The sequence below is a fragment of the Curtobacterium sp. CFBP9011 genome (genome assembly GCF_034045095.1).
GTDB lineage: Bacteria > Actinomycetota > Actinomycetes > Actinomycetales > Microbacteriaceae > Curtobacterium.
The window spans coordinates 180,024-199,706 of record NZ_JAXCWN010000005.1; the positions used below are offsets into that span (position 1 = coordinate 180,024).

Genomic DNA, 19,683 nt, shown 5'->3' on the forward strand with positions numbered 1-19,683 from the left:
CGTCCCCCTCGTGTCTCTACAGATGTAGAGGATACTACGATCGACTGGTGTCTGAGCGGCGGAAGTCCCTGGCAGACGCTGGTCTGCGGCTGGTCGCACGCGAGGGCGTGCGCGCGCTGACGCACCGGGCGGTCGACGCAGAGGCCGGGGTCCCAGCGGGATCGACCTCCTACTACGCGCGGAGCCGGAACGAACTCACGGCCCTCGTGGTCGCTCGGATCTCCGAACGTCTCGCGGCCATGCTCGAGACCGTGGCCGTGCCTCCCGTCCTCGACGTCGATACCGCGATCCGCATCGCGGAGGCGTTCCTCGAGACACTGGCGCGCGAGCACGATGCCCAGGCAGCGCGACTGGCGTTGCTCACCGAACTGCGGGCCGACGATGCGCTGCGGACGCCCCTGACCGCGGCGGACCCCCTCCGCGCCGCACTCATCGCCACCGCAGAGCAGATCCTCCGCGCGCTGGGCGTGCCCGGCGCCCCTGCGGCCGCGGTCGACTTCGTCGGCCTGGTCGACGCGCTCCTGCTCTACCGCATCGCTCGCGTCGGCCCGATCGACTCACGTCGCGTCCTCACCGCCTACCTCGGAGGTCTTGCCTCGCGGTGACGGAGGGGTGGATCCCCCTGGAGGAGCGGGCGATCAGAACAGCGGCTCGATGAGGTGCGGCCCGTCGTTCCGCACACTGTTCACTGTCCGAGCGACCTCGTACTGCTCGAGGCCTGCCGCGACCTCGAGTGACTCACGGTCGAGGAGGGCGAGCAGGTCGTTCGCGCCGGCACCGTCGCCGAGCCAGGCGTCGTAGCCGTCGGGGGTCAGGAACGCCGGCATCCGGTCGTGCACCTCACCCGGAGCGACGTGGGCGTCCCGCGTGATGATCGCGAGCGACAGTCGCCACTTGTCCGGGTCGTCCTCGGGCTTCGTGGGGTCGGGCCAGGCGCTGACGACACCGGCCATCGCAAGCGCTCCGCCGGGCTCGTGGACGAAGTGCGGCTCCTTGCCGTCCTCGCGCACGACCCACTCGTAGTAGCCCTGCGCCGGAACGATGCACCGGTTCGTCGCGAACGCCCGCTTGAACATGCCGCTCGTGGCGACGGTCTCGATGCGGGCGTTGATCGGCTTCGGGCGCTGCTTCTGGAAGTCCTTCGCCCAGCTCGGCACGAAGCCCCAGCTGATCTGCGGCAGTTCGCGCTGCCCGTGCCGCTGTCGGACCGCGTACACGGGGTCGGTCGGCGCGACGTTCCAGCTCGGCGCGAGGCCGGCGTGGACCTCGCCGGTGTCCTCGTCGACGTGCTCGGTGCGCGCCGCGAGCTCCCCGACGAGTTCGGGCAGCAGGTCAGCGGTGGTGTCGGAGACGACGAAGCGGCCACACATGAGCCCAGTGTGCACGGAGCCGCTGACGTGGGTGCTGGTCAGCTGGCGCGGATCGCCAGTTGGAGGCGTTCGAGTGTGACCTCGTCCACGCCAGCAGCCCGCAGGACCGACGGATCCCGACGGATCCGGGCCACTGCGGACAGGACTCGCCGCCGTTCGGTCTTCGTGAGATCAGCGCCGACGGCGTCACGTCGAGTGACCAGCGCTGCCAAGGTGGCGATGTCCGAGAGATGTCGGTCTGGGTCAGCGCCGACGATCTCCACCGCGGCTGCCTTCGAGAGCAGCGCACCCTGCAACGTCGGCCGAGGGACGATCCCGGTCCTGCCGTTGACGACGAACTCCACCGGAACGGCTCGCCAGAGCGCTCCTTGTGCGCCGGGCGCTGCGATCGTCGTCCCCCCGGTCGCGCCTCGCCGACCTGCAGCGCGCTCGCCGAGGAACCGTGGGATGAGGACGTCGATCTGTGCTCCTCCTCGCACCCAGCGGTGCTGGTGGCCCTCGAAGCTCTCGCCGTCGGCGACGAAGCCGAGCTCGCGCAGCGCAGTCGTGAACTCGAGGAGCATGCGTGGCCGGGCTCGGACGTCGAGGGCAGTGTCGGCATCGTGAGTCGGACGGTTGGGGAGCGCGCCGCGCTCCCAGCACAAGGACTGCACCATCTGACCCCCGACCAGCGCCCAGCCGGTCGGGAGTCGGTCGTGGAGGTCGAAGAGAGCGGGCCATGCAGCTGCCTGCACCGGGCGCAGGGGCGGTGCGATGACGGTCACAGCGCAGTCCTGACCAGGTCGCCCACGACCGAGCGCTCGCGAGATCCGGCGCTGTGCGCGAGGTCGAAGATCAGCGTTCCGAGTGGAACGGGTCGGTTCGGGCGCTCGTCGTCGACGTACAGCAGCGCGTTGGGACGGTCGCGCACCGGCACCAGGAGGAACTCCCGCTCGACCGTCTCCAGATCGGCGCGGGCGATGTGCGCGACGACGATCCCCGCGTCGCTGACGCCGACGCGCGGATCACTGACACCGGTGGCGACCAGCCGGCGGTCCTGCGCGAGGTCGTCGAGGTCGCCGTCCGCCACCCGGTACCCGACCGGCGCAGCATGCTCTGCTCGCGTCCAGTCGGCGATGACCTGCCACGGGACCCGCGACTCGGGGAGCGAGTCCAAGCGGGCGCGGACCCGCGCTCGCTCGGTGTTCGACAGGCCGTCAGCCCAGTCCGTGTCGCCGGAGAGACGGCTGCAGAGCGCTCGGGACGACCGTGCGGACAGCGGCCGTCCGGCCCGGCTGCGTCGTGGTGCTCCGACATCGATGAGCCACCGCCCGGCGAGCCGGCGGGCGGGGAGGGCTCCGGACGCTGCTGCTGCCTGCACCCGGCGCACGGAGATGCCCTGGGCAGCCGCGTACTCGGCGGCGGTCATCTCGGCCATGGCTCCTCCGTTCGCGCGACGACGAGTACCAGAACTGTACGCCGAAGCGAACAGTTGTGGTACCCCCGCGGTCAGAGCGCGCTGTAGCCCGCCGGCAACGTGCCGCGGCCCGACAGTGCCCGCAGTAACAGCGGCCCGTCCCCACGCCGGACCGCCGCCTCGGCGAGCAACAGACTGGAGGCCCGCACCGCCTCCACCGGCACCGCGACGTCCACGACGTGGCCGGCTCCGGCGACCGCACGCACCAGGTCGTCCCCGTGCACGACGAGTTCCAGCACCCGGGTGCGGAGGTACTCGTCCACGGTGAGACGCAGGCCGCCCACGACGGTGATGCGGGCCTCCCGTCCAGCGGTGTCGACCGCAGCGAGTGCGCGGTCACGAGCCAAGGCCACCGCAGCTGCCGGTTCGGAGCCGAGCGCAGCGCCGGCGGCGACGCCCCGGGCGGCGACGTCGTCGGGGTCGGCGACGGAGCCCGCGGTGGCGCGGAGGTAGCCCACGGCGTCCACGACGTCGTGGGACTCGTCGGGGGAGTCCTTCGCCGACAGGTAGGCGGCGACGGTCAGCAGTGCGCGGTTCGTGTGTCCGACGAGGGCGCGGACGTCCCAGACGCCGAGCGCCGGGGCGGTCCAGAGCGCGGGGTCGTCCGCCGGCGTCGGGAGGGCATCGACGACCTCGACGAACCAGGCCGCGGTCGTGGCGAAGAGCTGGCGGGGGTCCATGCGCTCATCCTGTCCCGAGTGGCGCCTGGCGTCACCCGGGTCAGTCTCCGGGCAGCCCGATCTTCGATCCGGACGGGAACCGGTTGCGTGCGGCCGAGGGCGTGGCAGGGGTCTCGGACGGCGGTGACGCGGCTGCGGCGCGGTGCGCACGCTCGGTCCGGCCGAGCTGCAGGAACGTGGCGGGGAGGGTCCAGACGACCAGGAGTGTCATCGTGAAGCCCACCGTGGCCCGTTCGCTGGTGGTGAGCAGCGCGATGCCCGCGAGCGAGCAGCCGATCAGGACCGCTGCGGCCCGTGCGACGTCGACCACGAGTGTCCGCCGCACCAGTGCCGTGTCGTGCAGGACGTCGGCGCGGTCCTCGGGTCGCATCTCGGGCGGCTGCGGGACCAGGTAGCGCTGCACGGAGTCGCGGGCCAGCCGCATCGTCTCCGGACGGACTCGTTCGCCGTCGATCGTGGCGAGCGGCTCGTGGGTCTGCGCGAGCGGGAAGCACCCGACGGTGACCAGGCCGGCCGCCAGCGCGGCGAGCGCCACCACGATCGTCGCCCGGACGGGTCCGGAGTCGATCCAGCCGGTGTTCACGGCGGTGAGGCCGAGCACCAGGGCTGCGAGGAGCCCCACGACGACGCCCGCGGTGACGGCTCGTCGGAAGCGCTTCGGCGAGACGTCCTCGCCGAACCGCGCACGGAACACCTGCCACCCCAGTCGGAACACGGCCCCTGTCTACCGGCTCCCGCTGAGGATCGCTCGGACACGCCCGGCCATCTGCGGTGGTGCGGCGCCCCGGTCGCGCGACCCCGGGCCTCCACAGCGATCGTCCAGCGACGGTCGATCACCTGGCGGCATGAGTCTCGACATCGTCTACACCGCAGCCGCCCACGCCACCGGAGGCGGCCGCGACGGACACGTCCGCACCGAGGACGACCGGATCGACCTCGACACCCGACCGCCGAAGGAGATGGGCGGCAGCGGCGAGGGCACCAACCCCGAGCAGCTCTTCGCCGCCGGGTACGCCGCCTGCTTCCTCGGCGCGCTGCACGCCGCCGGCCGTGAGCTGACGCTGGACACCACCGGCGCCGAGGTCTCCGCCGAGGTCAGCATCGGCGGCAACGGCTCGGGCGGCTTCGGCCTGGCCGTCGAGCTCGACGTCTACGCACCGAGCGTCGCCGGACCCGAACGACAGCGGCTGGTCGAGCTCGCGCACACCATCTGCCCGTACTCGAACGCCACGCGCGGCAACATCACGGTGACGCTCTCGCTCGTCGACTGACGCGCCCGCGGTGCTCACCGCTCCCTAGGCTGGAGCGGTGAGCCCCGACCGCTGCCCCTGCCTGAGCGGCAACCCCTACGACGAGTGCTGCGGCCCCCTCCATGCCGGTGCGCCCGCACCCACCGCCGAGCGGCTGATGCGGTCGCGGTTCTCCGCCTTCGCGCTCGGCTTGCCGGAGTACCTGCTCCGCAGCTGGCACCCGCGCACCCGGCCGGAGTCGCTCGACCTGGACCCCGGGCAGCGCTGGACGCGGCTCGACATCGTCGGCACCCGGTCGGGAGGCCCGTTCGACTCCGCCGGCACCGTCACCTTCCGCGCGTGGTGGCGCTCCGACACCGAGCGCGGGACGCTCGAGGAGACGAGCGACTTCGTCCGCGAGGGCGGGCACTGGTACTACGTCGACGGCGTCGTGGCCTGACGGGCGGTCGGTGGGGAGGGATGCGGGACCCGATGGTCTCATCTGAGAAATCCCGGTGTATGGAATACCAGATCTGGCAGGATCGACGAGCGACGACGTCGTCGCGATCCTGAACGGAAGGCAGACCATGGCATTGCGGAAGCCCTCAGACGTCTTCGTCGGCACCGTGTTGCTCGACCGGGCGAACCGGATCAAGTGGTCCAGCAAGCGCGTCTGCGTCTGATGGACGGCTCCGTGATCGTTGCGCTCGGCGTCTTGCTGGCAGTCGTGGCCACCTCTGGCGCGCAGGCACAACGTCGGCTATCGCGACGTCGGAACGGCCATCGGACGCAGCATTTCGGTGGTCCCGTCACGATCGTGATCGTGGTGCTCGCGATCGGAGGGCTGTCGTGCTTCCTGATCGCTGCACTCGTCCTGGTGGCCAGCTGAGCTGCGGGCGTCCGTCCGACGAGACGCCGGTGTCTCGGTGAGACGCCGCGGTCTGCCCGAGACGCCGCGGAAGTCGGCGGCGTCTCGGGCGATCGGCGGCGCCGGACGGGGACGGGGGCGTCTCGCCGTGGCCCGCGTCAGCCGATGGTCTCCGGCAGGCCCACGGCAGCGCGCATGGCCCGGCGGACCTCGGCCTCGGCGGGCAGCAGTTCGTCCTCGTCCCCGGTCAGGAAGAAACGGATCTGCCCAATCGCCTGCTCGCTGAGCATGTCGAGGCCGTTCAGCACCCGGCCGCCCGCCGCCGTCCACGCCGTGGCGGCCCGGGTCGGCCACGGCTCGTACGCCACGTCGAACAGCACCGCGTCCGGACCGGACGGCACGAGGGGCAGTTCGTCCGCCGCGCCCCCCGGCAGCGTCGACACCACGAAGCCCATCGGGTCCGCCGAACCGAGGTCCCGCAGGTCGTGGACCTCGAGCGTCACACCGAGTCGAGCCGCCAGCAGCACCAGGTCGCCCGCCTTGCCGGTGTCACGCAAGAACACCCGGACCAGCGAGGCGCCGAGTCGCAGGGACGCAGTGAGGGCGCTCGCCGCGGTCGCCCCGCCGCCCAGGATCGTGGCCTCGCCCGGCACGTGACCGAGCGCCGCGACCGGGCGGACGATCCCCTCGACGTCGGTGTTCGCACCCGCCAGGACGACCGACGAGCCCTCGCGGCGGAACGCGACCGTGTTCGCGACCCCGAGCTCGTCGACGAGCGGGGTCGTCCGGTCGAGCAGGGGGAGCACCTCGCGCTTCAGCGGCATCGTGAGACTGAGGCCACGCCATTCGGAGCCGAGCCCCGCGACGAACGCGGCGAGCCCACCGGAGGCGACCTCGTGCCTCCCGTACGAGAACGGCACCCCGAGCACGTCGTAGGCCGCAGCGTGCAGCGTGGGGGAGAGCGAGTGCGCGATCGGGGAGCCGAGAACGGCGAGTTCGGTGCGGTCGGCGTCAGGGAAGGTGAGGGCCACGCGCGCAGCCTATCCAGGCAGGACCCGACGCCCACCCGGTCTGTGAGCCCTTAGGTTAGGCTACCCTTCGTGATCCGATCCTCCCTCTCCAAGCGCCGTTCCGGGCGTGTGCTCGCCGCGGCCGGCGCCGTCGTCGCGGCCGCGCTCGTGCTGGCCGGTTGCTCCTCGTCGAGCCCCTCGTCCTCGTCGTCCGCCGCCGGCTCGTCCGACGGCGCCTTCCCCGTGTCGATCACGACCGGGCTCGGCACCACGACGATCGACTCCGCCCCGAAGCGTGTCGTCGCCCTCGGCTGGGGAGACGCTGAGACCGCCCTCGAACTCGGCGTGCAGCCCGTCGGCGCCAGTGACTGGCTCGCCTTCGGTGGCGACGGCGTCGGCCCGTGGCTCAAGGGGGCGTACAAGAAGTCCCCGAAGATCATCAAGACGCTCGAGCCCAGCTACGAAGACATCCTCAAGCTCAAGCCGGACCTGATCCTCGACCTGAAGTCCTCCGGCGACAAGGACCGCTACGACAAGCTGTCCGCCATCGCCCCGACCGTCGCGATCCCGAAGGGCGGCGAGAACTACCTCACCTCCACCACGCAGCAGGTCGACATGATCTCGAAGGCTCTGGGCAAGGAGTCCGAGGGCAAGAAGCTGCTCAGCGACCTCGACGACTCGTACGCCGCCGCACGCAAGGCGCACCCGGAATTCAAGGGCAAGACGGCTGCGATCGGCGCGTACACGTCCGAGGGCTTCGGCGTCTACGCCTCCCGCGACAGCCGCGCGACGTTCATGCAGAACCTCGGCTTCACGATCCCGTCCGCGATCGACAAGGCCGCCGGCAAGCAGTTCTCGGTCTCACTGTCGAACGAGAACCTCGACCTGCTGGACGCCGACCTGACCGTCGTGCTGCCGATCTACGTCGACGCGTCGAAGGCCACCGCGGACCCGCTGTTCCAGAAGGTGCCGTCGGTCGAGGCCGGGCACTCCATCGTCGTGGACGACGCCGACGTCTCGAACGCGTTCTCGCTCGGGACGACCGCCGCGATCGAGTGGGCGTTGAAGCGGCTGCCGGACGAGTTCGCGTCCAAGCTCGGCTGAGGCCGGGGGGCGCCGGGCCGCCGCGGGCGCTGCGGGCGCCGGAGCCGCTGCGGGCGCTGGGGCGCCACGGCGCTGCGCCTGGCGGGCGCTGCGCGGCGCAAGCGGGACCCGCACAACCGGAACCGGCCCGCACCACGGGATGTCGTGGTGCGGGCCGGTTTGTGTTGTGCGTGGGTGCCGCGGCAGCGGGCTGCGCGGTCCGGGCCGGCAGGGCGCCGGACGTGGGCCGGTCCGCGCGGGGTGGGGCGGGCCTCCAGGCCGGGCGCGTCGCGTGCCGGACGGGAGGCGCGGGTCAGGATCCGGCGAGCGAGCCCACGAACGCGAACAGGAGCGCGAGCAGCGGGAAGGCACCCTGCATCGACGCGGACCGCAGGTACTTGCGGCCGGTGCCGACGAGGACGACGGCGGCACCGAGCATGCTCGCGCACGAGAAGACGACGAGCGTCCAGCCGGTCGCACCGTTGCCGGCGAGCACCATCACGACACCGAGGATCGCGCCGATGGCCAGGAACAGGTTGTAGAAGCCCTGGTTGAAGGCGAGCGAGCGGGTCGCCTGCGCCTCGGCCTCACTCGAGATGTTGAAGATGCGTCGAACCCGGGGGCTCGTCCACGCCACCGACTCGAGGAAGAAGATGTACGCGTGCACCAGGCCCGCCAGGACCGCGAAGACACCGGAGATCGCCAGCAGAACCGTCATGATGACCATCCTCCCAGCATCGGGAGGATCGTGCGGTCACATCTCGTCCGCGACCCCCTCGATCAGTAGGCTCTGACCATGAACGAGGCCCGAGGGACGACCGATGACGACGCCGTGGCCGAGCTGCAGGGCATCCGGCAGAGCATCGACAACATCGACGCTGCCGTGATCCACATGCTCGCCGAACGGTTCAAGTACACGCAGCGGGTCGGGTACCTCAAGGCCGCGGCGGGCATGCCGGCTGCGGACCCCTCGCGCGAGCAGACCCAGGTCGCCCGGCTCCGAGCCCTGGCGGAGGAGTCGCACCTCGACCCCGCCTTCGCCGAGAAGTTCCTCAACTTCATCGTCGCGGAGGTCATCCACCACCACGAGCGCATCGCCGTCGGTGAACTGTGACCCTGCCGCCGCTGCACCTGCTGATCGGCTCGTACACGCCGACCGGGGGCGGCAACGCGACCGGCATCTCGATCCTCGACGGTGACGTGGTGTCGACCGTCGCGGTGCTCGACGACCCGTCGTTCCTGGCGGTCGACGGGGACCGGGTCTACGCGGTCTCCGAGACGATCGACGGCGGGGTCCACGCGTTCCGCCGGTCCGGGTCCGCGCTCGAGCACCTGTGGGACGCCCCCGCCGGTGGGGACGCACCCTGCCACGTGCGGGTCGACCCCTCGGGGGCGCTCGTCGTCACGAACTACGTCTCCGGGACGGTGACCGCGGTGTCGCTGCAGGCGGCGGAAGCGTATGCGGCGTCGTCTGCGGGTGCGGTGCATGGCGGTGGCGCTGGAGTTGGGGCTGGCGTTGACGCCGGCGCGAGCGCTGCGGTGCACGGCGTCGCGGGGCAGGGTGCCGGTGTGTCCGCCGTGCTGCCCGACGCTGCCCTCGCGACCGAGGTCCTGCCCGACGCCACCGGCCCCGACGAAGACCGACAGGAAGGCCCGCACGCCCACCAGTCGATCGCCACACCCGACGGCACCGTGCTGGTCGCCGACCTCGGTGGGGACGCCCTGCACGAGTTCCGGATCAGCGCCGACGCCGGCTCGGTCTCGATCGAACCGCTGCGGGTGCACCACGTCACACCGGGCGCCGGACCGCGGCACATGGCCTGGGTCGACCGGGACCTGATCGTCGCGGGCGAACTCGACGGGCGGGTGTACCGCCTCCGCCGCGACGAGTCCGGGTCGTTCCGGGAGGTCTGCGCCACCTCCGTCCTGAACGGCCCCGATGTGCCCTCGCTCCTCAGCCACATCGAGGTCGACGAGCGCCGCCTGGTCACCGTCGCCGTCCGTGGCCGCGACCAGATCGTGGTGCTCGACACGGTCGATGACGGGCTCCACGTGGTCGGGGCGGCCTCGGCCGGCGGGGTCTGGCCGCGCCACTTCGCCCGGGTGCCCGGCTACCTGCTCGTCGCGAACCAGATGTCGGACGCCGTGGCGGTGCTGCCGGTCGGGGACGACGGCGTGCCGGGGGAGGCGGTCGGGCAGATCGCCGTCGGCAGCCCGGCCTGCGTCATCCCGCTGGGGTAGCCGGTCTGCGTCCCGGGTGACCAGCGTTCGCTGTCCGCTCCGGCGCAGTGGTCAGGCCTGGTCCAGGCCGTGCCTGCTCGACCGTCGGGTCAGGCCTGTTCGACCGGCAGGTCGATGACGTTCTCGAAGGCCCGGCCCTCTGCCAGTGCTGCGACCTGACGCCGGATCAGGTCGAGCGACCGCGGGATGCTCAGGTCCGTGTTGCCGCCGACGTGCGGCGTCAGCACGGTGTTCGGTGTCGTCCAGAGCGCGTGGTCGGCGGGCAGGGGTTCCGGATCGGTGACGTCGAGCGCCGCCGAGATCCGGCACGAGCGGAGTTCCGCCACCAGAGCATCCGTGTCGACGACCTTGCCGCGCGCGACGTTCACCACGAGCGCGCCGTCGGGCAGTGCGGCGAGGAGGTCCGCGTCCACGAGTCCCTCGGTCTCGTCGGTGAGCGGCGCGATGAGCACGAGCACGTCCGTCGTGCGGGCGAGTTCCGGCAACTCGCCGAACGCGTGCACCTGCCGGCCGTCCTGCTCACGAGCGGTCCGGGCGACGACGGTGACGTGGGTGCGGAACGCCTCGAAGCGCGTCGCGATGGCCGAGCCGATCGCGCCGTAGCCGACGACGGTCACCCGGCGGTCGGCCAGTGACCGGGTCACGCGCGCGTCCCACCGCTGCTCGGCGCGGTCGAACTGGAACGCGGCGATCTCACGCAGCGAGGTCAGCGCCAACCCGACGGCCAACTCGGCGGTCTCGTCGTCGTGGATGCCGCGGCCGTTCGCCAGCCGGGCATGACCGGGCACGTGCGGGGTCGCCCACTCGTACCCGGCGCTCGGCAGCTGCAGCAGCTCGAGGTTCGGCAGGTCGTGCACGAACTGCCACCGGTGTCGTCCACCGAAGTAGAACGGCAGGAACGCGATGGCGACCTCGTCGGCCCGTGCGTACGGCGCCTCGACGTCCCAGACGTCGAGCTCGATGCCGTCCGGCACCGGGCCGAAACCGTCGACCAGTTCCGGCAGGGGCAGCGTGACGATCGGCACCGGGGTCAGGAGTCCGTGCGCGGCGAGAAGGAGCCGTGGTCGTCCAGCGGCCCGCGACCGACGTAGCCCTCGGTGACGTTCTCCTTGATGACGTCGCCGAAGTACGACGGCAGGGTCGCGCCGTGTGCACCGCGGAGCTCGTCGATCGTCGCTTCGAACGCACCCTGGACCTCGAGCGAGCCCGACGTGGCGTCGGTCACACCGATGCGCAGCACCGGGTAGCCCCGGCCCGTGCAGAGGCCCTGGAATCGCACGTCGTCCTCGCGCCGGACGGTCACGATGACGCGGCCGGTCGACTCGGAGAACAGCGCGGTCGCGGTGTCCACGCCGTCACGGGACTCGAGCTCGTCGAGCACGACGCGGGCCCCGAGACCGAAGCGGAGCACCGACTCGGCGAGGGTCTGGCCGAGGCCGCCGTCCGCCAGGTCGTGTGCGCTCGTCAGCAGCTGCTCGTCGGCGGCGGCGGCGATGAGCTCCGCCAGGGCCTTCTCGCGCCCGAGGTCCACCATCGGCGGACGCCCACCGAGGTGGTCGTGCACGGTGCCGGCCCAGGCCGAACCGTCGAGCTCGAGGCTCGTGGTGCCGAGCAGGTAGATGTTGTGGCCGTCATCCTGCCAACCCGAGGGGATGCGCTTGGCGACGTCGTCGATCACGCCGAGGACACCGACGACGGGCGTCGGGTGGATCGGGGTGTCACCGGTCTGGTTGTAGAACGACACGTTGCCGCCGGTGACCGGGATGCCGAGTTCCATGCAGCCGTCCGCCAGGCCCTCGACGGCCTCGGAGAACTGCCACATGACCTCGGGGTTCTCCGGCGAGCCGAAGTTCAGGCAGTCGGTGACCGCGGCGGGGACGGCACCGGTGACGGCGACGTTCCGGTACGCCTCGGCCAGGGCCAGCCGGGCGCCCTGCTTCGGGTCGAGCTGGCAGTAGCGGCCGTTGGCGTCCGTGGCGATCGCGACGCCGAGGCCGGTCTCCTCGTCGACGCGGATCATGCCGCCGTCGTCGGGGAAGGACAGCGCGGTGTTGCCGAGGACGTACGTGTCGTACTGGTTCGTGACCCAGCGCTTGTCGGAGAGGTTCGGCGACCCGAGCAGCTGCAGGAACTGCGCCTTGAGGGCCGGGCCGGTCTCCGGACGGTCGAGCGACTCGGCGCCGTCGGCCTGCAGCGCGTCGATCCAGGTCGGGTAGGCGACCGGGCGGTCGTACACGGGGCCGTCGACGGCGACGGTGCGCGGGTCGACGTTGACGATCTCCTGGCCCTGCCAGTCGATGACGAGACGGCCGGTGCCGGTGACCTCGCCGAGCACGCTGGTCTCGACCTCCCACTTGCCGACGACCTCGAGGAAGGCGTCGAGCTTGTCGGGGCGGACGACCGCCATCATGCGTTCCTGGCTCTCCGACATGAGGATCTCCTCTGCCGTGAGCGACGGGTCGCGGAGCAGGACGTCGTCGAGGGAGATGTGCATCCCACCGTCGCCGTTGCTCGCGAGCTCGCTGGTCGCGCAGGAGATGCCCGCGGCGCCGAGGTCCTGGATGCCCTCGACGAGCTCCTTCTGGAACAGCTCGAGGCAGCACTCGATGAGGACCTTCTCGGCGAACGGGTCGCCCACCTGGACGGCCGGACGCTTGGTCGGGCCGCCCTCGGTGAAGGTGTCGGACGCGAGGATCGAGGCACCGCCGATGCCGTCGCCACCCGTGCGGGCACCGAAGAGCACGACCTTGTTGCCCGCACCGGAGGCGTTCGCCAGGTGCAGGTCTTCGTGACGCAGGACGCCGACCGCCAGGGCGTTCACCAGCGGGTTGCCCTGGTACACCGGGTCGAAGTAGGTCTCGCCGCCGATGTTCGGCAGGCCCAGGCAGTTGCCGTAGAACGAGATGCCGCCGACGACGCCGTGCACGACGCGTGCGGTGTCCTCGTGGTCGATCGCGCCGAAGCGGAGCTGGTCCATCACCGCGACCGGACGGGCACCCATCGAGATGATGTCGCGGACGATGCCGCCGACACCGGTGGCCGCGCCCTGGTACGGCTCGACGTAGGACGGGTGGTTGTGCGACTCGACCTTGAAGGTCACCGCCCAGCCGTCGCCGACGTCGACGACACCGGCGTTCTCGCCCATGCCGACCATCAGGTTCTTGGTCATCTCCGGCGTGACCTTCTTGCCGAACTGTCGGAGGTAGTTCTTGCTCGACTTGTAGGAGCAGTGCTCGGACCACATGACCGAGTACATGGCGAGCTCACCCGAGGTGGGGCGGCGACCGAGGATCTCGCGGATCTTCGCGTACTCGTCGGCCTTCAGCCCGAGCGCCGCGTAGGGCTGTTCCTTGTCGGGCGTCTCAGCGGCGTCCTGGACGGTGTCGGGCTTCGGGCGGACGGGCGTGGTCACGGTGTTGTCGTTCCCTGTCACTGGAGTCGCGGGCGCTGGAGTCGCGGTCACTTGACGAGCGCGCGCTCGATCACGGAGGTGAAGAAGGTGAGGCCGTCCGTACCGGAGGCCATGGCGGCGCGGGTGTCCGGGCCGAACCCGGGCTCCGTTGCGTGCTCGGGGTGCGGCATCAGGCCGACGACGTTGCCGCGCTCGTTCGAGACACCGGCGATGTCGTCGATCGACCCGTTCGGGTTGACGCCGACGTAGCGGAAGACCACCTGGCCGTTGTCCTCGATGCGCTTGATCTCGTCCGCGTCGGCGACGAAGCGGCCGTCGGCGTTCTTCAGCGGGATGGTGATCTCCTGCTGCGCGTCGAAGCCCGAGGTCCAGGCGGTGTCGGCGTTCTCGACGCGGAGCACCTGGTCGCGGCGGATGAACTGCTGGTGGGCGTTCCGCGTGTGCGCGCCGGGGACCAGACGGGCTTCGGCGAGCATCTGGAAGCCGTTGCAGATGCCGAGCACGGGCATGCCCTTGCCGGCGACGTCGATGACCTCGGCCATGATCGGGGCCTTGGCGGCGATGGCACCGGCACGGAGGTAGTCCCCGTACGAGAACCCGCCCGGCAGGACGATCGCGTCGACACCCTGGAGGTCGTGGTCACCGTGCCAGAGCGCGACCGGCTCCGCCCCGGCGAGACGCACGGCGCGCTGGGCGTCGCGGTCGTCGAGCGACCCGGGGAAGGTGATGACCCCGATGCGCATCGTCACTCGACGACGCTCACGGAGACGACGTCCTCGATGACGGCGTTCGAGAAGACGTCGACCGCGATCTCGCGGACCTCGGCGAGCGTGGCGTCGTCGACGGGGCCGTCGACGGACACCTCGAATCGCTTGCCGATGCGGACGTTGGTCAGGTCGTTCTTGCCGAGGCGGGCCAGGGCGTTGCCCACGGCCTTGCCCTGGGGGTCGAGGATCTCGGCCTTCGGCATGACCTCGACGACGATCGTTGGCACGTGTTCACTCCAGCACAGGGGTCGGGTGGGGACGTGTCCAGTCTAGGTCCAGCGCACGGCGCGTCGGGCGCTTGTGGAGAACTGGTCCACGACGTACTATTCCAAGTCGAACATTCGGCTTCGACCGTTAGAACCACTCGCACGTCCACACACCCCCGGGAGGCACGGTGTCGGAACTGACGCCCCTCGCCTACGCGGCACTCGGGCTCTTGAACGAGGGTCCCACCCACCCCTACGAGATGTTCCAGACGATGGTGCACCGACGGGACGCCCGGAACGTCAAGGTCCGGCCCGGCACGCTCTACCACCAGGTCGGGCGACTCGTCGAGCTCGGTCACGCCCAGGCAGTGGGTACCGAGCGCGAGGGGAACCGGCCCGAGCGCACGACGTACGCCATCACGGACCAGGGCAGGACGGTCCTCCACGACGGTCTGCTCCACCTGCTCGCCGAGCCCGCGGACGAGTACCCGGTCTTCCACCTGGCCGTCGCCGAGATCGAGAACATCGCGCGCGACGAGGCGGTCTGCGCCCTGTCCGCACGTGCCTCCGCCCTCGAGCGCAAGCAGGCCGAGACGGACGAGATCCTCGACGTCGTCCGGGCCAAGGACCTGCCCGAGCGGTACTGGCTGGACGTGTCGTACGTCCGTGCCATGCTCGCCGCGCAGATCGAGTGGTTGCACGCCACCGTCGCACGCATCGAGCGTGGCGACGTCCCCTGGGGCGGTCCGGGTCCCGGACCCCACGCCCCCGCAGACAACACGATGAACAGCAACAGCAAGGACACCACTCGATGACATCCGCATCAACCGCCGCCGACCTGGAGCACGGCAAGAAGCCGTGGCCAGCGCTCTGGGCACTCGTCGTCGGCTTCTTCATGATCCTCGTCGACTCGACGATCGTCTCGGTCGCGACGCCGACCATCGCGAAGGCGCTCGACGCCGACATCAACGCCGTCATCTGGGTGACCAGCGCCTACCTGCTGGCGTACGCCGTGCCCCTCCTCATCACCGGCCGTCTCGGTGACCGCTTCGGCCCGAAGGTGCTCTACCAGGTCGGGCTCGTCGTCTTCACCCTCGCCAGCCTGTGGTGTGGTCTCGCCGGGTCGATCGAGATGCTCATCCTCGCCCGCGTCGTGCAGGGCCTCGGCGCCGCGATGATGACCCCGCAGACGATGTCCGTCATCACGCGGATCTTCCCGCCGCAGAACCGCGGCGCGGCCATGGGCCTCTGGGGTGCGGTCGCCGGTGTCGCGTCGCTCGTCGGCCCGATCGTCGGCGGCCTGCTCGTCGACGGCTTCGGCTGGGAGTGGATCTTCTTCGTCAACGTCCCCGTCGGCATCGTCGCGTTCGTCCTCGCGCAGAAGTTCGTCCCGTCCTTCGAGCGCCACGGTCACCGCTTCGACTACCTGGGCATCGTGCTCTCCGCCGTCGGTCTGTTCCTGCTCGTCTTCGGCATCCAGGAGGGCGAGACGTACGACTGGGGCACCATCACCGGCCCGATCTCGGTCTGGTCGCTGATCATCGCCGGCATCGTCGTGCTCGTCGCGTTCGTCGTCTGGCAGGGCGTGCAGAAGGGCGAACCGCTGCTGCCCCTCGGCCTGTTCAAGGACCGCAACTTCACCCTGGCGAACATCGCGATCACCGCGGTCGGCGTCGCCATCTCGTCCTTCGCGCTGCCGATCATGCTCTGGGCCCAGGACGTCCTGCGCTTCTCGCCGACCCAGGCCGCACTGCTGCTCGTGCCGCAGGCGGTCATCTCGGCCGGTCTCGCGCCGTTCGTCGGCAAGAAGCTCAACGTCTGGAACCCGCGCTGGGTGGCCTCCTTCGGCCTCGCCTGCTTCTCCGGTGGCCTGTTCTGGTTCGGTGCGCTGATCGCCGCCAACGCCGACTGGGGCTGGGTGCTCCTGCCGAGCGCCCTGCTCGGCCTCGCCAACGCCTGCATGTGGGGACCGCTGTCCGTCTCCGCCACGCGCAACCTGCCGCCGCGTCTGGCCGGTGCCGGCTCGGGCGTCTACAACACCACCCGTCAGATCGGTGCAGTGCTCGGTTCCGCCGGCATCGCCGCCCTGATGGAGGCCCGCATCACCGCCGAGTTCCCGCAGCAGTCCGGCGGTTCCGGCGCTGGTGCCGAGCAGACCGGGTCGCTGCCCGGGTTCCTGCTCGAGCCGTTCTCGCGAGCCATGGGCCAGTCCCTCGTCCTGCCGGCCGTCGTGCTCATCGCCGCCATCGTGGCCGCGCTGTTCCTGGCGAAGCCGAAGCAGACCGTCGCCTGGAAGCAGACCGGATCGGTCGCCACGCAGCCCGACGGGTCCGCCGACGCGGCTCCGGCCGACGACGAGCGGGAGCACGTCGGTGCCCACGCCGCGGCCGCCGCACCCGCGACCGCCGCGGACGAGCTCGCCGCCGGGCAGCACCCGGGCAAGCACGTCGAGGCGTAGCCCGAGCGTCCTGCACCACCGGAACCCCGGTCCCTCCTCGAGGGGCCGGGGTTCCGTCGTGTCGGAGCGGTCCCCGGCGGTGTCGGGGCCAGCCGGCGTGGTTGCCGAGCGGGCGGAAGTGCGCCGCTGGCGTCCGCGGAACCGGGGGATTCCGCCCGCTCGCGGAGGTGCGCTGCCCGTGAGTCGTCCCCGAGGCGGACGCAGGCTGGCGAGCGGGCGGATACGCGCCTCCCGGGTCGCCCTGGGCGGGCGATTCCGCCCGCTCACCCCGTCCCGCGCACTTGCCAGCCAGCCCGGGAGGCCCGCCCCGCGTCGAGCGGGCGGATTCGCACCCCCTGTGCTCGCGGCACCCGGTTCTTCCGCCCGCTCGCGCGCAGCGGACGCCCGGCGCGGATCGAACGGGCAGATCTGCGCGGCTAGAAGTGCGCAGACCCTGGTGTTCCGCCCGCTCGCGCCGGCAGGCCGGACCTCCGGCCCGCGCCCCTCACCCCTCAGGGCCGACGCTGCAGGTGCTCCCGCGTCAGCGCGTCCATCTGCTCGTCCGTCAGGTCGTCGACCTCGCGAGCCTCGCGGCGGTCGGAGCGCTGCCACCGGATGAAGAGGGCGATGAGCACGGGGACGTCCGCCACCTCCGCGATGAACCACAGCAGGTCGCCCGCCAGGTGCTGGTCGCGCAGCGGCGACGGCGCCCACGGCACGTGCAACGCCACCCGTCCGGCTCCGTCCAGCACGTGGTCGCTGACACGCATCACGACGGCCGGCACCGCGTCGAGCACGAGCTCCACGAACGCCAGCAGGAACTCGGCGGTGGCGAAGGCAGAGGAGCGGAGCACCCCGACCTCGGACAGCGGTGCGAGCAGGCCGAAGCCGAGGACGGGCACCAGGACGGTGATCCCCACGCTGCTGACCAGGGACTGCCGGAGCACGGCCGCCAGCGGAGTGAGCATCACGCAGAACAGCGCGAGGGCGACCAACGGCGAGACGATCGCGTTGCCGAGGAACCGTGCCGGGCGCGACCGCAGGACGGCGTCGGCGGACTCGGCGAGGTGGGTCGGGCCTCCCGTCCGCAGCAACGCGAACGGGCCGGACAGCGCGGCGAAGGTGGGGACCGCGAAGAAGAGGACGGCGATCCGCAGGACGAAGGCCCACCGCAGCTGGCGGTCGTACTGGCCGACGATCCCGAACTGCACGACGGCGAACAGGGCGAGCGCGGCGACGAACGCCAGGGTCCGCCACCACGGCCAGCGGGTGCCGCGGCGGTGTGCGGCGACGAGACCGGCGCCGTACGCGACGGCCGCGACGACGAGGAGCACCGCCGCCAGGGGGTCGAGGTGCCAGGTGCTCCAGAACTCGGAGGGTGACGGCGTGGGGTGCCTCCCGGTGGTCGCGCTGCGGGAGACATCTTCCTCCGGACGGGAGGCCCGACCCGGCTCCGCCAGATGAGGATCCCTACATGGTCCGCACGCCCCGGGCCGCGACCGTCTTGCTCAGCAACCCCGTGCCGACCGGGATGGCGACCGCTCCGAGGAGCGCGAGCGGGAACGAGAGGTGCAGCTGCATCACCGCGAACGCCGGGCCGATCGTGCAGAGCGCCGCGACCGCGAGGACCGGCCAGGCCGGGCGGTCCGCACCGGGGACCAGGCGGGGGAGCGGGCGGTCGAAGCGCCGGACGGCCCGGGCGACGCCGAGGGTGGCGGCGAGCAGGACGACCACCGCGATCACACGGGTGGCCCACCAGGTGCGCGAGCCCGGGTCGGGGAACGGCAGCCCGACGAGCAGCCCGATGCCGTTGAGCAGGATGAAGAGCGGCAGGTGCCACAGGTAGATCGTCATGCCGTCGCGGCCGAGCAGGAACACGACGGCCTGCGCGGGACGGGTGTGCATCAGCCGCGTCAGGGGGGCGTGGACGAGCTGGACCAGGCAGGCCTGCCCGACCGCGAGCAGTGCCAGCGGGAGCATCGGCGGGTTGAGGTCCTGCAGCATGTCCGGCGCCCAGAGTCCGACCGAGGTGATCGGCACGAGGACGGCGTAGGCGACGACCGCGACTCCCGCCAGCAGGAGCTTCGAGCGTCGGGCGAACCAGCCGTCGGCCCAGAGGAACCCGAGCTGCTGCGCGAACAGCCACACGGGACCGAGGTTGAGGAGCCCGACCTCGGCGACCCCGGTGCCGAGGCGGACCGCGTCGACCACCGTGGCCAGCAGGAGCAGCACCGCCAGGGTGCGCCACGGAGCGCTGGCGTGCAGCCGGGCCATCAGCGGCACGCAGCACTGCGTGATTCCGTAGGCGGCGAGGAACCAGAGCGGCGACCCGATCCCGAACGCCAGCTCGCTCAGCAGGTCCGCCGGTGTCCCGAGGACGGTTGCGATGCCGAGCCCGATCGCGAGCACCGCGAACAGGGGCACCGCCGGCCGGTACAGCCGCACGAGCCGGGTCGCGACCCAGTCCCGCGCCCCACCACCACGGGCGACGGTGCTGCGCCAGCCGACCGCGCTCGCGAAGCCGCCGACGACGAAGAAGAGGGGCATGACCTGGCCGATCCAGGTCGCCGCCACGTACCAGGGCAGTTCCTGCAGCGGGCTCGTCACCCGGAGACCCGCGGCGTCGGAGCCGACGCCGACCATCGTGACGTGCACGATGACGACGAGGACGACGCAGGCCGTCCGGATGAGGTCGACGACCAGGTCCCGCTGCGCGATGGCCCCCCGGACGTCCTGAGCGGTGTTCGCCGACGCGTCGGCCTGCTGCATGGACATGGCAGGACGCTACCGGTCGTTCCACCCCTCCCAGGCAGGGTCCAGCCGATCGCGACACGATCGTGACACATTGCATTCCGGGAGGCGCATGTGTCGCCCGCACGACCGCCTCAGCCGTGTACAGTGGGCGTTGTCTTGAATCCTGCAAG

General features: G+C 71.4%; 22 protein-coding genes. 9 read left to right on the forward strand and 13 right to left on the reverse strand.

What is annotated here, in order from left to right:
• Positions 1–47: 47 nt before the first annotated feature.
• Entirely contained in the window at positions 48–605 is a 558-nt protein-coding gene (locus SOM35_RS12235) for a TetR/AcrR family transcriptional regulator (protein ID WP_320515595.1), read from the forward strand.
• A gap of 33 nt (positions 606–638) precedes the next feature.
• On the opposite strand, the gene SOM35_RS12240 is transcribed toward SOM35_RS12235, so the two are convergent.
• The 5 genes from SOM35_RS12240 to SOM35_RS12260 form a co-directional block, all read right to left on the reverse strand.
• Positions 639–1,370, reverse strand: coding sequence for an SOS response-associated peptidase (locus SOM35_RS12240; RefSeq protein WP_320515596.1), 732 nt, complete (start codon positions 1,368–1,370; stop codon positions 639–641).
• A 38-nt stretch (positions 1,371–1,408) separates the two neighbouring features.
• Positions 1,409–1,933 carry a hypothetical protein gene (locus SOM35_RS12245; protein WP_320515597.1) on the reverse strand — a complete coding sequence of 175 codons (525 nt, stop codon included), beginning with the start codon at positions 1,931–1,933 and terminating at the stop codon, positions 1,409–1,411.
• Positions 1,934–2,130: 197 nt separating this feature from the next.
• On the reverse strand, positions 2,131–2,787 hold the full coding sequence (locus SOM35_RS12250; RefSeq protein WP_320515598.1) for a hypothetical protein: 657 nt from the start codon (positions 2,785–2,787) through the stop codon (positions 2,131–2,133).
• A gap of 71 nt (positions 2,788–2,858) precedes the next feature.
• Positions 2,859–3,506 (reverse strand): maleylpyruvate isomerase N-terminal domain-containing protein, encoded by a 648-nt coding sequence (locus tag SOM35_RS12255; protein ID WP_320515599.1) that lies wholly within the window; start codon positions 3,504–3,506, stop codon positions 2,859–2,861.
• A gap of 40 nt (positions 3,507–3,546) precedes the next feature.
• Positions 3,547–4,221: a hypothetical protein gene (locus tag SOM35_RS12260; RefSeq protein ID WP_320515600.1), complete on the reverse strand. Its 675-nt coding sequence runs from the start codon at positions 4,219–4,221 to the stop codon at positions 3,547–3,549.
• A 130-nt stretch (positions 4,222–4,351) separates the two neighbouring features.
• Between SOM35_RS12260 and SOM35_RS12265 the strand changes: the two genes are divergently transcribed.
• The 3 genes from SOM35_RS12265 (at position 4,352) to SOM35_RS12275 (ending at position 5,624) form a co-directional block, all read left to right on the forward strand.
• Entirely contained in the window at positions 4,352–4,777 is a 426-nt protein-coding gene (locus SOM35_RS12265) for an organic hydroperoxide resistance protein (protein ID WP_111074879.1), read from the forward strand.
• A 37-nt stretch (positions 4,778–4,814) separates the two neighbouring features.
• Positions 4,815–5,195: a YchJ family protein gene (locus SOM35_RS12270; protein WP_320515601.1), complete on the forward strand. Its 381-nt coding sequence runs from the start codon at positions 4,815–4,817 to the stop codon at positions 5,193–5,195.
• 234 nt (positions 5,196–5,429) lie between these two features.
• A complete protein-coding gene (locus SOM35_RS12275; protein ID WP_320515602.1) occupies positions 5,430–5,624 on the forward strand; it encodes a hypothetical protein in 195 nt (64 codons plus the stop codon).
• Positions 5,625–5,761: 137 nt separating this feature from the next.
• Here SOM35_RS12275 and SOM35_RS12280 read toward each other — a convergent pair whose 3' ends face one another.
• Positions 5,762–6,634 (reverse strand): shikimate dehydrogenase family protein, encoded by an 873-nt coding sequence (locus SOM35_RS12280; protein WP_320515603.1) that lies wholly within the window; start codon positions 6,632–6,634, stop codon positions 5,762–5,764.
• 69 nt (positions 6,635–6,703) lie between these two features.
• On the opposite strand from SOM35_RS12280, the gene SOM35_RS12285 reads away from it, so the two are divergent.
• Entirely contained in the window at positions 6,704–7,717 is a 1,014-nt protein-coding gene (locus SOM35_RS12285) for an iron-siderophore ABC transporter substrate-binding protein (protein ID WP_320515604.1), read from the forward strand.
• A gap of 292 nt (positions 7,718–8,009) precedes the next feature.
• On the opposite strand, the gene SOM35_RS12290 is transcribed toward SOM35_RS12285, so the two are convergent.
• Positions 8,010–8,414, reverse strand: coding sequence for a DUF1304 domain-containing protein (locus SOM35_RS12290; protein WP_181439244.1), 405 nt, complete (start codon positions 8,412–8,414; stop codon positions 8,010–8,012).
• 78 nt (positions 8,415–8,492) lie between these two features.
• Between SOM35_RS12290 and SOM35_RS12295 the strand changes: the two genes are divergently transcribed.
• On the forward strand, positions 8,493–8,810 hold the full coding sequence (locus SOM35_RS12295; protein WP_111074883.1) for a chorismate mutase: 318 nt from the start codon (positions 8,493–8,495) through the stop codon (positions 8,808–8,810).
• A complete protein-coding gene (locus tag SOM35_RS12300; RefSeq protein ID WP_320515605.1) occupies positions 8,807–9,937 on the forward strand; it encodes a lactonase family protein in 1,131 nt (376 codons plus the stop codon). Before SOM35_RS12295 ends, SOM35_RS12300 begins: the two co-directional genes overlap by 4 nt.
• Positions 9,938–10,026: 89 nt before the next feature.
• On the opposite strand, the gene SOM35_RS12305 is transcribed toward SOM35_RS12300, so the two are convergent.
• From SOM35_RS12305 to purS, 4 genes are read right to left on the reverse strand one after another with little or no spacing between them, the layout of a single operon-like run.
• Positions 10,027–10,962, reverse strand: a complete 936-nt coding sequence (locus SOM35_RS12305; RefSeq protein ID WP_320515606.1) for a 2-hydroxyacid dehydrogenase — start codon at positions 10,960–10,962, stop codon at positions 10,027–10,029.
• 5 nt (positions 10,963–10,967) lie between these two features.
• On the reverse strand, positions 10,968–13,349 hold the full coding sequence (purL, locus tag SOM35_RS12310) for a phosphoribosylformylglycinamidine synthase subunit PurL (protein ID WP_290158101.1): 2,382 nt from the start codon (positions 13,347–13,349) through the stop codon (positions 10,968–10,970).
• A 47-nt stretch (positions 13,350–13,396) separates the two neighbouring features.
• Complete coding sequence (gene purQ, locus SOM35_RS12315; protein ID WP_111074887.1) at positions 13,397–14,092, reverse strand: phosphoribosylformylglycinamidine synthase subunit PurQ; 696 nt, start codon at positions 14,090–14,092, stop codon at positions 13,397–13,399.
• A 2-nt stretch (positions 14,093–14,094) separates the two neighbouring features.
• Positions 14,095–14,343, reverse strand: coding sequence for a phosphoribosylformylglycinamidine synthase subunit PurS (purS, locus tag SOM35_RS12320; RefSeq protein ID WP_111074888.1), 249 nt, complete (start codon positions 14,341–14,343; stop codon positions 14,095–14,097).
• A 167-nt stretch (positions 14,344–14,510) separates the two neighbouring features.
• Here purS and SOM35_RS12325 point away from each other — a divergent pair, with 167 nt between their 5' ends.
• Together SOM35_RS12325 and SOM35_RS12330 are read left to right on the forward strand one after the other, a co-directional pair.
• Positions 14,511–15,137, forward strand: a complete 627-nt coding sequence (locus SOM35_RS12325; protein WP_320515607.1) for a PadR family transcriptional regulator — start codon at positions 14,511–14,513, stop codon at positions 15,135–15,137.
• Positions 15,134–16,780, forward strand: a complete 1,647-nt coding sequence (locus SOM35_RS12330; RefSeq protein ID WP_301222193.1) for a DHA2 family efflux MFS transporter permease subunit — start codon at positions 15,134–15,136, stop codon at positions 16,778–16,780. The genes SOM35_RS12325 and SOM35_RS12330 overlap by 4 nt, the downstream gene beginning before the upstream one ends.
• Positions 16,781–17,271: 491 nt before the next feature.
• Here the strand turns inward: SOM35_RS12330 and SOM35_RS12335 are convergent, their stop codons facing one another.
• Both SOM35_RS12335 and SOM35_RS12340 read right to left on the reverse strand, forming a co-directional pair.
• Positions 17,272–18,093 (reverse strand): cytochrome c oxidase assembly protein, encoded by an 822-nt coding sequence (locus SOM35_RS12335; protein ID WP_320515608.1) that lies wholly within the window; start codon positions 18,091–18,093, stop codon positions 17,272–17,274.
• Between the two features lie 136 nt (positions 18,094–18,229).
• Complete coding sequence (locus tag SOM35_RS12340) at positions 18,230–19,534, reverse strand: acyltransferase family protein (RefSeq protein ID WP_320515609.1); 1,305 nt, start codon at positions 19,532–19,534, stop codon at positions 18,230–18,232.
• Positions 19,535–19,683 lie beyond the last annotated feature (149 nt).

Bases quoted from the DNA above. Each gene is read 5' to 3' on its own strand.
- SOM35_RS12255 (WP_320515599.1), bottom strand. From the start codon at position 3,506: ATGGACCCCCGCCAGCTCTTCGCCACGACCGCGGCCTGGTTCGTCGAG.
- SOM35_RS12340 (WP_320515609.1), bottom strand. From the start codon at position 19,534: ATGTCCATGCAGCAGGCCGACGCGTCGGCGAACACCGCTCAGGACGTC.
- SOM35_RS12245 (WP_320515597.1), bottom strand. From the start codon at position 1,933: ATGCTCCTCGAGTTCACGACTGCGCTGCGCGAGCTCGGCTTCGTCGCC.
- SOM35_RS12240 (WP_320515596.1), bottom strand. From the start codon at position 1,370: ATGTGTGGCCGCTTCGTCGTCTCCGACACCACCGCTGACCTGCTGCCC.
- SOM35_RS12295 (WP_111074883.1), top strand. From the start codon at position 8,493: ATGAACGAGGCCCGAGGGACGACCGATGACGACGCCGTGGCCGAGCTG.
- purQ (WP_111074887.1), bottom strand. From the start codon at position 14,092: ATGCGCATCGGGGTCATCACCTTCCCCGGGTCGCTCGACGACCGCGAC.
- SOM35_RS12250 (WP_320515598.1), bottom strand. From the start codon at position 2,787: ATGGCCGAGATGACCGCCGCCGAGTACGCGGCTGCCCAGGGCATCTCC.
- SOM35_RS12265 (WP_111074879.1), top strand. From the start codon at position 4,352: ATGAGTCTCGACATCGTCTACACCGCAGCCGCCCACGCCACCGGAGGC.
- SOM35_RS12330 (WP_301222193.1), top strand. From the start codon at position 15,134: ATGACATCCGCATCAACCGCCGCCGACCTGGAGCACGGCAAGAAGCCG.
- SOM35_RS12290 (WP_181439244.1), bottom strand. From the start codon at position 8,414: ATGACGGTTCTGCTGGCGATCTCCGGTGTCTTCGCGGTCCTGGCGGGC.